Source organism: Streptomyces sp. NPDC055140 (assembly GCF_053607285.1).
The window spans coordinates 115466-127327 of sequence record NZ_JBSGTG010000015.1; the positions used below are offsets into that span (position 1 = coordinate 115466).

General features: G+C 70.5%; 10 protein-coding genes and 1 tRNA gene. 3 read left to right on the plus strand and 8 right to left on the minus strand.

Annotated elements, in window-relative coordinates; all coding sequences use genetic code 11:
* Positions 1–37: 37 nt before the first annotated feature.
* The 6 genes from pth to ACWFR4_RS26755 form a co-directional block, all read right to left on the minus strand.
* A complete protein-coding gene (gene pth, locus ACWFR4_RS26730; protein ID WP_453654921.1) occupies positions 38–634 on the minus strand; it encodes an aminoacyl-tRNA hydrolase in 597 nt (198 codons plus the stop codon).
* Between the two features lie 100 nt (positions 635–734).
* Positions 735–1322: a 50S ribosomal protein L25/general stress protein Ctc gene (locus ACWFR4_RS26735; RefSeq protein ID WP_453468112.1), complete on the minus strand. Its 588-nt coding sequence runs from the start codon at positions 1320–1322 to the stop codon at positions 735–737.
* 179 nt (positions 1323–1501) lie between these two features.
* Positions 1502–2479: a ribose-phosphate diphosphokinase gene (locus ACWFR4_RS26740; protein WP_100596162.1), complete on the minus strand. Its 978-nt coding sequence runs from the start codon at positions 2477–2479 to the stop codon at positions 1502–1504.
* 119 nt (positions 2480–2598) lie between these two features.
* Positions 2599–4047 (minus strand): bifunctional UDP-N-acetylglucosamine diphosphorylase/glucosamine-1-phosphate N-acetyltransferase GlmU, encoded by a 1449-nt coding sequence (gene glmU, locus ACWFR4_RS26745; protein WP_453468113.1) that lies wholly within the window; start codon positions 4045–4047, stop codon positions 2599–2601.
* A gap of 117 nt (positions 4048–4164) precedes the next feature.
* Positions 4165–4236 (minus strand) — tRNA-Gln (locus ACWFR4_RS26750).
* 27 nt (positions 4237–4263) lie between these two features.
* Positions 4264–5121 (minus strand): hypothetical protein, encoded by an 858-nt coding sequence (locus tag ACWFR4_RS26755; RefSeq protein WP_453654923.1) that lies wholly within the window; start codon positions 5119–5121, stop codon positions 4264–4266.
* Positions 5122–5288: 167 nt separating this feature from the next.
* Here ACWFR4_RS26755 and ACWFR4_RS26760 point away from each other — a divergent pair, with 167 nt between their 5' ends.
* Positions 5289–6593: a sensor histidine kinase gene (locus ACWFR4_RS26760; RefSeq protein WP_453468114.1), complete on the plus strand. Its 1305-nt coding sequence runs from the start codon at positions 5289–5291 to the stop codon at positions 6591–6593.
* Between the two features lie 31 nt (positions 6594–6624).
* Here ACWFR4_RS26760 and ACWFR4_RS26765 read toward each other — a convergent pair whose 3' ends face one another.
* Both ACWFR4_RS26765 and ACWFR4_RS26770 read right to left on the minus strand, forming a co-directional pair.
* Positions 6625–7110, minus strand: a complete 486-nt coding sequence (locus ACWFR4_RS26765) for an SUKH-3 domain-containing protein (protein WP_453468115.1) — start codon at positions 7108–7110, stop codon at positions 6625–6627.
* 70 nt (positions 7111–7180) lie between these two features.
* Positions 7181–7753, minus strand: a complete 573-nt coding sequence (locus ACWFR4_RS26770) for a YwqJ-related putative deaminase (protein WP_453468116.1) — start codon at positions 7751–7753, stop codon at positions 7181–7183.
* Between the two features lie 221 nt (positions 7754–7974).
* Between ACWFR4_RS26770 and ACWFR4_RS26775 the strand changes: the two genes are divergently transcribed.
* Positions 7975–9000: an SMI1/KNR4 family protein gene (locus ACWFR4_RS26775; protein WP_453468117.1), complete on the plus strand. Its 1026-nt coding sequence runs from the start codon at positions 7975–7977 to the stop codon at positions 8998–9000.
* A gap of 7 nt (positions 9001–9007) precedes the next feature.
* Positions 9008–11779, plus strand: coding sequence for an SUKH-4 family immunity protein (locus ACWFR4_RS26780; protein ID WP_453654925.1), 2772 nt, complete (start codon positions 9008–9010; stop codon positions 11777–11779).
* The last annotated feature ends 83 nt before the right edge of the window (positions 11780–11862 follow it).

Genomic DNA, 11862 nt, shown 5'->3' on the forward strand with positions numbered 1-11862 from the left:
GCGAGATGCCCGTGACCTGTCGAGATGCCCGGTGAACTCAGGAGTTGTACGCGCTCTGCGCCCGCTCCAGGCCCTCCGTGACCAGACACTCCACCGAGTCCGCCGCCCGGTCCACCAGGTAGTCCAGCTCCTTGCGCTCCGTCGACGAGAAGTCCTTCAGAACGAAGTCCGCGACCTGCATGCGCCCCGGCGGACGCCCGATCCCGAACCGCACCCGGTGATAGTCCGCACCCATCGACTTCGTGATCGACTTCAGACCGTTGTGCCCGTTGTCGCCACCGCCCAGCTTCAGCCGCATCGTCCCGTAGTCGATGTCCAGTTCGTCATGGATCGCCACGATGTTGTCGACCGGCACCTTGTAGAAGTCCCGCAGACCCGTCACCGGACCACCCGACACGTTCATGAACGACATCGGCTTCGCCAGGATCACCCGGCGATTCTGCGGACCCGGCGCACCGATCCGCCCCTCGAGCACCTGCGCCTGAGCCTTGCCGGCCCGCTTGAACTTGCCGCCGATCCGCTCCGCGAGCAGATCGGCCACCATGAAGCCCACGTTGTGCCGGTTCATCGCATACTCGGGCCCGGGGTTCCCGAGACCCACGATGAGCCAGGGGGCAGTGGCATCGGTCGTCATCGGGACCGCGTCTCCTCACGTACAACAGACGGACACGAACATGAAAAAACGGGGTGGCGGACCGCAGCGGCCCGCCACCCCGTCAAGCAGAGCGTACGGCTCAGGCCTCGGCGCCCTCGGCCTCGGCGCTCTCCGCAGCCGGCTCCTCGGCCTGCGCGGCCAGGATCTGGATGACGACGGCGTCGGGGTCCGTGACCAGGGTCGTACCGGTCGGCAGCGTGACGTCCTTCGCGTGGATGGCGTCGCCGCCCTCCAGGCCCGCGATCGACACGGTGACGGAGGTCGGGATGTGCGTGGCCTCGGTCTCGACGGAGAGCGTGTTCAGCACGTTCTCGACGAGGAAGCTGCCCGGGGCCAGGTCGCCCTCGGTCTCGACCGCGACCTCGACCGTGACCTTCTCGCCACGCTTGACGGTGAGGAGGTCGACATGGACCAGGTAACCCTTGATGGCGTCACGCTGGACGGCCTTCGGGATCGCCAGCTCGTTCTTGCCGTCGATGTCCAGGGACAGCAGGACGTTCGCGGTACGCAGGGCGAGCAGCAGCTCGTGGCCCGGCAGCGTCACGTGAACCGGCTCGGCGCCGTGACCGTAGATGACACCGGGAACCTTGTTCTCACGGCGGACGGCGCGGGCAGCACCCTTGCCGAACTCGGTACGGATCTCGGCGGCAAGCTTGATCTCAGCCATGTGCACTCCTCGTAGAAAAGGGGAAAGGTGGTCACCCGGCCACGAACGGGCCTGCTACGAAGAGCGCGTCGATAACGGACCGCCGCACATAACAGTGCGGCCTCCCTCGCCGAGCAACTCCGTGAGTCTACCCGGCGGGAAGGCCGCCCCAAAATCGATCTAGAAGAGCCTCGGCGCGACTACGCCTGCTCCTCGAACAGGCTCGTCACCGAACCGTCCTCGAAGACCTCACGCACCGCACGCGCGATCGTCGGCGCGATCGACAACACCGTGATCTTGTCCAGCTCCAGCTCACCCGGCGTCGGCAGCGTGTCCGTGAAGACGAACTCGCTCACCTTCGAGTTCTTCAGACGGTCCGCCGCCGGACCCGAAAGCACACCGTGCGTCGCCGTCACGATGACGTCCTCCGCACCATGCGCGAACAGCGCGTCCGCCGCGGCACAGATCGTGCCACCCGTGTCGATCATGTCGTCGACCAGGACACACACGCGGCCCTTCACATCACCGACGACCTCGTGCACGGTGACCTGATTCGCCACGTCCTTGTCACGACGCTTGTGCACGATCGCCAGCGGCGCGCCCAGACGGTCACACCAACGGTCCGCCACACGCACACGGCCGGCGTCCGGAGACACCACCGTGAGCTTGGCACGGTCGACTTTCGCCCCCACGTAGTCCGCCAGGATCGGCAGCGCGAACAGGTGGTCCACCGGGCCGTCGAAGAAGCCCTGGATCTGGTCCGTGTGCAGATCCACCGTCAGAATGCGGTCCGCACCCGCCGTCTTCATCAGGTCCGCCACCAGACGCGCCGAAATCGGTTCACGTCCACGGTGCTTCTTGTCCTGACGGGCGTAACCGTAGAACGGCACGATCACCGTGATGGAGCGGGCCGACGCACGCTTCAGCGCGTCGATCATGATGAGCTGCTCCATGATCCACTTGTTGATCGGAGCCGTGTGGCTCTGAATCAGGAAGCAGTCGGCGCCGCGAGCGGACTCCTGATAGCGGACATAGATCTCGCCATTGGCGAAGTCGAATGCCTTGGTCGGAACGATCCCGACACCGAGAGCGTGCGCGACCTCCTCGGCAAGCTCGGGGTGGGCGCGGCCGGAGAAGAGCATCAGTTTCTTCTCGCCGGTCGTCTTGATCCCGCTCACAGCACTTGTCTCCTCAGACGCGTTCTTCCGCCGCTGCGCCCGCTCGTCCCATTAGCAGCGAGGCAGCCGAATCGTGTGCACCTATCACGGTACGCCGTGTCGGACGCACCTGTTTCCGGTCAGCCTTCGCTGCCGGCCTCCCGGGACGCTTCCTCAGCCGCCTTCGCAGCCGCACTCCCCGGACGCTTGCGGGCCACCCAACCCTCGATATTCCGCTGCTGGCCACGGGCCACGGCCAGCGAACCCGCCGGCACATCCTTCGTGATGACCGACCCCGCCGCGGTGTACGCACCGTCCCCGACCGTGACAGGCGCCACAAACATGTTGTCCGAACCCGTCTTGCAATGCGACCCGACCGTCGTGTGGTGCTTGCTCTCACCGTCGTAGTTCACGAACACACTCGCCGCACCGATGTTCGTGAAGTCACCGATCGTCGCGTCCCCCACATACGACAGATGCGGCACCTTCGTGCCCTCACCGATCGTCGAGTTCTTCGTCTCCACGTACGTACCGATCTTGGCCCTCACACCCAGCCGCGTACCCGGCCGCAGATACGCGAACGGACCCACCGACGCCCCCTCGCCCACCTCGGCACCGTCCGCCACCGTGTTGTCGACCCGCGCCCCCGCACCGACCTTCGTGTCCTTCAGCCGCGTGTTCGGCCCCACCTCGGCACCCTCACCCAGCCACGACTCACCCAGCAGCTGCGTACCCGGATGCACGATCGCGTCCCGCTCGAACCCCACCGTCACATCGACCCACGTCGACGCCGGATCCACGATCGTCACGCCCGCGAGCATCGCCCGCTCGAGGAGCCGGTCGTTCAGCGTGCGACGCGCCTCGGCCAGCTGCACACGGTTGTTGATACCCGCGATCTCACGGTGGTCGGCGGCGACCGAGGCGCCGACGCGATGGCCCGCCTCCCGCAGGATGCCGAGCACGTCCGTGAGGTACTCCTCGCCCTGACTGTTGTCCGTGCGCACCTTGCCCAGCGCATCCGCAAGCAGCGCACCGTCGAACGCGAACACACCCGAGTTGATCTCACGAATCGCATGCTGCGACTCGCTCGCGTCCTTGTGCTCGACGATCGCCGTCACCGCACCCGACGCCCCGTCCCGCACGATCCGGCCGTAACCGGTCGCATCCGGAACCTCGGCCGTCAGCACCGTCACGGCGTTCCCGTCGCCGGTGTGCGTCGCCGACAGGTGCTTCAGCGTCTCGCCCGTCAGCAGCGGAGTGTCACCGCACACCACGATCACCGTGCCGTCGACAGCGCCACCGAGCTCCTCGAGCCCCATGCGCACGGCATGCCCCGTGCCGTTCTGCTGCTCCTGCACGGCGGTACGGGCGTCCGGATCGATACCGGCGAGGTGCTCACGCACCCGGTCCCGCTCGTGACCCACGACGACGACCAGGTTCTCGGGGCTCAACTCCCGCGCGGCGGCGAGCACGTGCCCGACGAGCGAGCGCCCACTGATCTCGTGCAGGACTTTGGGTGTGGCCGACTTCATACGGGTGCCCTCACCCGCTGCAAGAACGACGACGGCGGCCGGGCAATTGGCGCTCACGGGTGGCCCTTCGGCTTCGGATGCTGTGTGGGGTGGACATCCGCAGGATACCGGGGCGTTGTGGGCGCGAAATGGGGGCGGGGCCCGCCGACCCGCCGGGCCGCGCCACGCTGTGAGCTCCCCCGCCAGGACTTGAACCCGGACAGATGGCACCAAAAGCCATAGTGCTGCCAATTACACCACGGGGGATGGAAACGGCCTAAGTCGGACATTTCGTCAGGCTGTCGGCCGGGCTCCCAACACTATGCCGTACCAAGTGCCTTCCATGCGACGGTACAACTCGGCGCTTTGGCGGACATAGATCACGAGGCAGCCGTGGTAGTTCTCGCCGGTGTTCTTCCGGACGGTTCGAGGGTTGTGTTTCTTGATCGTGGGCTTGCTGAATGCGGAAGCGTCGACGCCGACAACCTCCGCCCAGTGGGTCTCCGCTGCGGCAGTGTCGGCCGACTCGTGAATGCTGACGCGCAGTGTCAGGCGGTCGGCGGTGACGCCGAGCAGCTCGAGCCAGCGCACGAAGAGCCGGATCACGTTGGGGTCGCTGTTGATGAACTGAAGCACCTCGGAGCGGCGATAGGGCTTGCTCTTGGCGCCTTCGGCCCAGTAGAGGGTGACGCCGGTCAGGAAGAGTTCGCGATCAGAGAGAGGGCCGACTGCTTCTGCGGCCTCACGCTTCGTCTCCTGGCGCTCGCTCTCCTGAGCGGCGCGCAGCTGGGCGAGGCCCGCATTCATGCGGGCGCGCTGCTCCTCGGGCGTGCACTTGGCCGCAGGTTTGGGCATGTCCCGTACCCAGAGCGAGACCGAGCTCTTCGAACAGCCCAGCTCGGCCTGGATCTCGTTGTACGTCCGCCCTGGTCGACGCATCTCCCGCGCCTGAGCCCGTAGATCGTCTTTTGCGTTGGGGTGCTTGTTCCGCTCGGCCGGAGGTTCGCCCCTGACGAGGCGGCTCAAGGTCTCCTTACTGCGAACCCCCAGTTCGCCGGCGATCTGCCGAAGGCTCAACCCCTCACGCCGCAGCGCCACCGCCCGTTCCCGCAGTTCCTCGAAGTCCGTGTATTTGCCTGTGGTCTGTGTCATAGGCACAGGCTCGTCCGGGATGGGGGCGGGTGGGTCGTATTTGCATATGGGCCAACAGTTCGAGGGATACCGGTTGGTTTCGCTTCTGTTCGAATGGTGCCCGTGGCAGGGGGCTGTCGCGGAAACTCACCGGAAAAGGGGCACTGTGCGCCCGTAGGCTGGACGGCATGACCACGACGGGGGAAATGCACCGGGCGGCCGGGGGGCCGTGGTGGTGGGAGCGTTGGCGGAGTGCCGCGCTCGATGGGGGGCTGGCGGTCGCTTCGGCGGTCGAGTGCGGGGTGGAGGGGGTCGGGTTCGCGCGGGACGCCGGGGTGTCGGCGGCCGTGGGTGTTGTTTTCGGGGTGCTTGCCGGGTCGATGCTGGTGCTGCGGCGGCGGTGGCCGATCGCGGTGGTGCTGATCGGGGTCGCGGTGACTCCGGCCCGGATGGGTGTGCTGCTGAGCGTGGTGGGTCTCTACACGCTGGCCGCGTCCGAGATGCCGCGGCGGATCATCGGGGCCCTGGCGGGGATGTCGTTCGTCGGGACGCTGATCGTGTCGGTGGTGCGGGCGCAGCAGGACATGGGGCACGGGAATCTCGTGCGGGTGGGGGACTGGTTCGTTCCGTTCGTCGCCATCACGACGTCGTTGGGCGTGACCGCTCCGCCGTTGCTGCTTGGGCTATATGTCGGTGCGCGGCGGCGTCTCATGGAGAGTTTGCGGGAGCGGGCGGATTCGTTGGAGCGGGAGCTTCAGTTGCTCGCGGAGCGCGCGGAGGAGCGGGCCGAGTGGGCGCGGGGCGAGGAGCGGACGCGGATCGCTCGGGAGATGCATGACGTGGTGGCGCACCGGGTGAGTCTGATGGTGGTGCATGCGGCGGCGTTGCAGGCGGTGGCCCGTAAGGATCCGGAGAAGGCCGTGAAGAACGCGGCGCTGGTCGGGGACATGGGCCGGCAGGCGTTGACCGAGTTGCGGGAGATGCTCGGTGTGCTGCGGTCCGGTGGTGGCGGGCGTGAGCCGGGTGCGGTGGTGCCGTTGGCGGCGGTGGGGGTGGCGGCTGCGGCTGCGGCGTCGCGTGCCGTTGATGACGAGGACGGGCCGTGTCTGGGTGATCTCGACGAGCTGGTGGGTCAGTCGCGGGCTGCGGGCATGGTGGTGGAGCTGCTCGTCGAGGGCGATATGCGGTCGTATGTCGCGGCGGTGGAGCAGACCGCGTACCGGGTGGTGCAGGAGGCGCTGACGAACGTGCACAAGCATGCGGCGGGCGCGAAGACGTATGTGCGGCTGGCTCACCGGGTGGCGGAGATCGCGATGCAGGTGGAGAACGAGCCGCCGCCGGACGCGGATTCGGCGTCGGATGTGCGGCTGCCGAGTGGGGGGAACGGGCTCGTCGGTATGAAGGAGCGGGTGACGGGCCTGGGTGGGGTCTTCGTGTGCGGGCCGACCGATGCGGGTGGGTATCGGGTGTCGGCTGTGTTGCCGGCGGCGTAGGCGGTGGTGTTTCCCGCGGGTGCGCGCCGCGCTAGGCCGCGGTCAGGCGGGTGGGCTGGGTGCCGTTGACGAGGGTTTCCAGGGCGTGGTCGATGCTGGGGCCGAGGTACCAGTCGCCGCTGTGGTCGAGGGCGTAGACGCGGCCTTCGGTGTCGATGGCCAGGAGGGCTTCGGAGCCGGATTCGGCGCCGAGGGGGCAGACCTCGGTGTCGAGGGCGCGGCCGAGGTCGCCGAGGGTGCGGGCCATGTGGAGGCCGTGGAGCGGGTCGAGGTGGGGCTGGGCGGGCGCTATCTGGCGGCCGGGGCCCTGCGGGGTGAGGTGGAGGCCGCCGAATTCGGCCCAGGCCTCGACGGCGGCGGGGAAGACGGTGTGGCGGTGGCCGGCGGGGGATACGTGGGTGCGCAGGGCGTCGGCCCAGAATTCGGCCTGTTTGATGTCCCAGCGTCCGGGCTGCCAGCCGGCGGCGCGCAGTGCTGCGTCGACGGGGGCGGTGAAGCGGGTGCGGTCGGCGGTCATGTGGGGTGGCCTCGTCCTGTTCTGCTGCTGCCTGCGGTGGTGCGTGCGTGCTGCCGTGCGCAGGTTCCGGTCAGCCTGTGGTGTCCGTGGCCGGGTCCACGACGTGGACGCCGAAGTGGGCGGTGAGTGCGGCGCAGGCGCGGCAGGGGCGGGCGAAGCCGCCGTGCAGGGGGTCGCCGTCCTCGCGGATGCGGCGGGTGGTGAGTTTGGCGTGTTTGAGGGTTTTGCGGGCTTCGCCGTTGGTCATGGGCTTGCGGCGGGCGCGTTTGGAGCGTTCCTCGTCGGCTGCCGTGAGGTGGCGGGAGATGAGGATCGTTTCGGCGCAGCGTCCGGTGAAGCGGTCGCGCTGGGCGCTGGTGAGGGTGTCGAGGAAGTCCTGGACGAGGGGGTGCAGGGCGGGGGCGTGTTCGCCGCGGGCTGCGGTGCTGGTCAGTGTGGTGCCGCGCACGGAGAGGGCGGCGGCGACGGTGGGCAGGATGCCGTCGCGGCGTTGGCGCAGGGCTGGGGCAGGCGCGTCCTCGGCGCTGCTCCAGCCGACGCGTGGGTCGCCGGAGGCGCCGTCGGCGGTGGCCGGGTGCCCGGTGTCGGGCTCCGAGGCGGTCGCGACGGCCGTGTCGGATGACGGTGCGGTGCTGCTCTGCATGTGGTGCTTCCCCTCCTGCAATCCCCCGGGTTGCGTGCACAGACTGCCAAATGCGGCCGGTGGTGCGGAAGCTGGGGCGCGGCGACACGCGGGAGTGTGGGCTCATCGTCACGGTGGGGTGACTGCTGGTCATGGAACCGGAGGGCCGGTGACCGGTGTCGTACAACCGCATAGGCTGTCGCTATCCGCGATCCATAACAGTGCCGCAGGGGGCAACCGCCATGACGACAGGTCGGCTCGGGCAGCAAGCCGCGCCGCCGAACGCGGCCTACGCCGGGCAGGTCGTGCACTTCCCGGACCCGGTCCGTGCAGCGCGCCATCCCAGGGGCGTACGGATCGACGGGAACGGCTATCCGGATTTTTCGGCCTACGCGCGTGCCGCGGCGGAGATCGCCGAGCCCCCGGAGGGGTTCGGGGTCGATGAGCTGCGGCTGACGGACTATGTGTCGGCGAACGCGGCGTTGGCCGCCGCCGGGCATGACTTGTGGGACACGATCGTGCCGGTGGCGACGCCGCACGGCTGGACCTGGCATCACGTGCCGGGCAGTCGTCGCATGGAGTTGGTCCCGGTCGAGGTGAAGGCGCTGCTGCGGCATCACGGCGGTCTCGCGACGGCGGCGGTGGATCACGGCAAGCGGGGGACGCGTCCGTTGCAGGAGACGCGGCCGGCGCACTTCGGGCTGCCGAAGTCGTCGGTGGCGGTGACGGAGCAGCAGGTCCTCGGTGCCGAGGAGGACTTGGGGTACCGGTTGCCTGGTGCGTACCGGGCGTTCCTGAAGGCGGCGGGCGGGTGCGCTCCGGTGGGGGCGGCGCTGGACGCCGAGCTGGGACTTCTGGTGGACCAGCCGTTCTTCACGGTGCGGGACGAGGCCGCGGTCAACGATCTGGTGTACGTGAACAAGTGTCTGCGTGATCACCTGACCAAGGACTATCTGGGTGTCGGGTTCGTGCAGGGCGGCATTCTCGCCGTGAAGGTCAAGGGTGACCGGGCGGGTTCGGTGTGGTTCTGCGCGTACGACGACGCGCGGGACAGCGGGGACACGGCCGGCTGGTCGGTCGCCGAGCGGGTGGAGCGTCTGCTGCTGCCGTGCGGTGACGACTTCGACGCGTTCATGGCCCGGCTCGCGGGCAATCCGCCGGAGCTGGAGACGGTGGCGAACCTGATGGTGGACGGCGGTTTCGCGAGTGCGGTCGACGCCTCGGGCGCGGCCGTACCGGCTGCTTCGACCGTCCCGGACGAGGGGTGAGTGTCCGATGGTGACGTTCGCGCAGGCGCAGGAGCGCGCCGAAGAGTGGATCAACGGCGATGTGCCCGGCTATCAGCACCGTGAGGTGCGGGTGCGGGAGTTCGAGCTGGGGTTCGTGGTGTGGGCCGAGGACCGCGAGGGTGGTCCGGTGTCCGACGGTGGGCGCCAGCGGCTCGTCATCGCGCGCGACAGCGGGGACGCCTCGTTGTGGCCGGGGCTGCCGGTGGGTGAGGTGATCCGGCGGTACGAGGAGGAGTACGGGCTGCCGGAGGCTTCGCCGGAGCCGGCGGACGCGCCGCCGGAGCGGGTGGACCTGAATCAGACGTCGTTCCTGTTGAGCCCTCCGGAGTGGCTCCAGGAGGCGGCGGACAAGCTGGGTATTCCGGACCGGCGGGGGGATGCGTCGTCGGCCGGCGCGTCTTCCGGGGCTGGTTCCGGTACGGGTTCCGGGTCCCGTGTGGGTGCTGCTTCCGGTGCGGGTATGTCTGCGCCTGAGCCGGCCGCCCCCGCGTCTGCGAGTGCCGACGCGGGCAGCGGTGCGACGCCGTGGCCCGCCTCGCCCGCGGCGCCTTCCGGGGCGACCCCGTGGGCCGGTACGGACACGAACGCGGACGAGGAGGAGGACCGCTCGGTCGCGCCTCCGGCGACGGTGTTCGCGCCGCCGCTGATGGACGTCGGCGACGTGCCCGCGCCCACCGCCGCGCCGGAGGCCAAGACGGCGCTGATGTCGGGCGGCAGTCAGCTTCCGCGCACGGCGGTGGCCCCGGCGGTCGGCGGGCCGGCTCCCGCCGCTCCGGGCACCCCGCCGCCGGGAACTCCCGACGCGTACGGCTATCCGCAGGGCCCCGGCGCGCAGCAGACTCCGCCGCCCGGCGCCCCGCCGAACTACGGCCACCCGCAGGGGCCTGGTACTCCGCCCCCGTCCAACGTGCCGCAGGCGCCCGGGAGTTCGCAGGGCGGTGTGCCGCAGACTCCGCCGCCCACGTACGGCTACCCGCAAGGTCCGGGTCAGCAGCAGACTCCGCCGCCGGGTGCTCCCGACGCGTACGGCTATCCGCAGGGTGCCGGTGCGCAGCAGGCTCCGCCGCCGGGCGGGCAGGGCGCGCCCGGGCGGCCGCTCGCGCCCGGGGCCGGTGACATCGCCGACGCCGCGACCAGTAAGGCGCAGGGTCCGCCCCGCGGTGCGCGCGGTGGTGGCGCGACGACTCCGCCGCCGCCCGGCGCTCCGGGTACTCCGGCGGGCGGCTACGTTCCGACGCAGCTTGTCTCTCAGCTCGGCCCCGACGGGCCCGAGGCCCCGCCCGCCCCGGGTGGTACGCCGCCCGGCGGTGTGCACCACGCCGCGACGATGCTGGCCGATCCGAGCATCGGTGGCCCCGGTGCTCCCAAGCCGCCCGGTCCGCCCGGCGCGCCCGGTGCGGGTGCTCCCAAGCCGCCCGGCGCCCCCGGAACTCCCGGCGCGCCGCAGCCGCCTGGTCCGCCCGGTGCGCCGCAGCCTCCCGGTCCGCCCGGAGGTACGCCGCCCGGTGGTGTGCACCATGCCGCGACCATGCTGGCCCAGCCGGGACCGGCCGGTCCGGGCACGCCGCCCCCGCCGGCGGCACCCGGCGTGCCCGGTGCTCCCGGTGGCGGTGTCCATCACGCCGCGACGATGCTGGCCGGTCCCGGTCAGGTCGGTCCCGGCATGCCTCCTCCCGCGCCGCCGCAGGCGCCGGGCGGTATGCCGATGCCGCCGCCCATGCCCGGGCAGCAGGTTCCGGGGGGTCCGCCCCCGGCCTCGTACGGATATCCGCAGCCCACGGGTCAGCCGACCGTCGGGCCCGGCTATCAGGCCGTGCTGCGCTACCGAGCGCCCGACGGGTCCGAGCAGCAGCTCATCCGCCGCTCGGCGCCCGGTACGCCGCACCCGGAGTGGCAGATCTTCCATGAGCTGCGCGGCATGAACATCCCGCCGGACCAGGTTCTGGAGCTGCACACGGAGCTGGAGTCCTGCGAGCTGCCGGGCGCGTACTGCGCCCGCATGATCCGTGAGCAATGGCCGCAGGCCAGGATCACGTCCATCGCCCCGTACGGCAGGGACCACGCGTCCCGCCAGCAGGGCATGCAGCAACTGATCGCGCACCAGGGCGAGTTGCACCAGGTGGCGGACGGTCCGGCGCGGCTCGCGCCGGTGCGTGCGCCCCTGCCGCCCGCGCAGCCGATGCCGCCGGTTCCGCCGGAGGCGATCGGGCAGGAGCTGGCTGCGGCGTTCGGTCCCGGGGTGTTCCGGTTCGACCAGCGGGCCGTGTCCCGTCAGGGCGTGCCGGACATCGTGGCGCACACCCTCGTCGTGGCGGGGCTGCCCGCCGACTTCGGGCCGTTCTTCTGGGCGCAGGCCCAGCCGGGCCGCCCGGTGCCGACGCTTGCCGAGCTGGCGCAGGAGCGGGGGGTGCAGCCCGCGTCGGACGCGGGTTCGTACCTCGTGATGGGCAGTGACTTCGGGCGGGCGATCTGCGTCCAGTACGGCACGGCGAACATCGTGGCCGTGCCGGTGGAGGCGGGTCCCGGCGGTGCGCCGGTGCCGCCGCAGTTCGTGAACACGGGCCTGCCCGAGTTCGCGCGCAGCCTCGCGGCGCTCGGCCGGATGTGGCCGCTGCGGTTCGGGCTCAACCAGGAGCAGGCGGGCCGCTGGACCGTCGACTTCCAGGCGCAGCTGGCCGCCGTCGACCCGGCGGCGCTCGCGTCGCCGGAGGGCTGGTGGTCGGTGCTGCTCGAGCAGATGTGGGACGGCCTGCTGTAACCCGCGCACAGAGGTACTGGAGAGGCGGGGGGGGGGGGGGGGGGGGGGCCGCCGCCGGCGAGGGAGGGGGGGGGGGGGGGGGT

Coding starts and splice junctions, on each gene's coding strand:
- pth (WP_453654921.1), bottom strand. CDS start 634: ATGACGACCGATGCCACTGCCCCCTGGCTCATCGTGGGTCTCGGGAAC.
- ACWFR4_RS26735 (WP_453468112.1), bottom strand. CDS start 1,322: ATGGCTGAGATCAAGCTTGCCGCCGAGATCCGTACCGAGTTCGGCAAG.
- ACWFR4_RS26755 (WP_453654923.1), bottom strand. CDS start 5,121: ATGACACAGACCACAGGCAAATACACGGACTTCGAGGAACTGCGGGAA.
- ACWFR4_RS26760 (WP_453468114.1), top strand. CDS start 5,289: ATGACCACGACGGGGGAAATGCACCGGGCGGCCGGGGGGCCGTGGTGG.
- ACWFR4_RS26765 (WP_453468115.1), bottom strand. CDS start 7,110: ATGACCGCCGACCGCACCCGCTTCACCGCCCCCGTCGACGCAGCACTG.
- ACWFR4_RS26770 (WP_453468116.1), bottom strand. CDS start 7,753: ATGCAGAGCAGCACCGCACCGTCATCCGACACGGCCGTCGCGACCGCC.
- ACWFR4_RS26775 (WP_453468117.1), top strand. CDS start 7,975: ATGACGACAGGTCGGCTCGGGCAGCAAGCCGCGCCGCCGAACGCGGCC.
- ACWFR4_RS26780 (WP_453654925.1), top strand. CDS start 9,008: ATGGTGACGTTCGCGCAGGCGCAGGAGCGCGCCGAAGAGTGGATCAAC.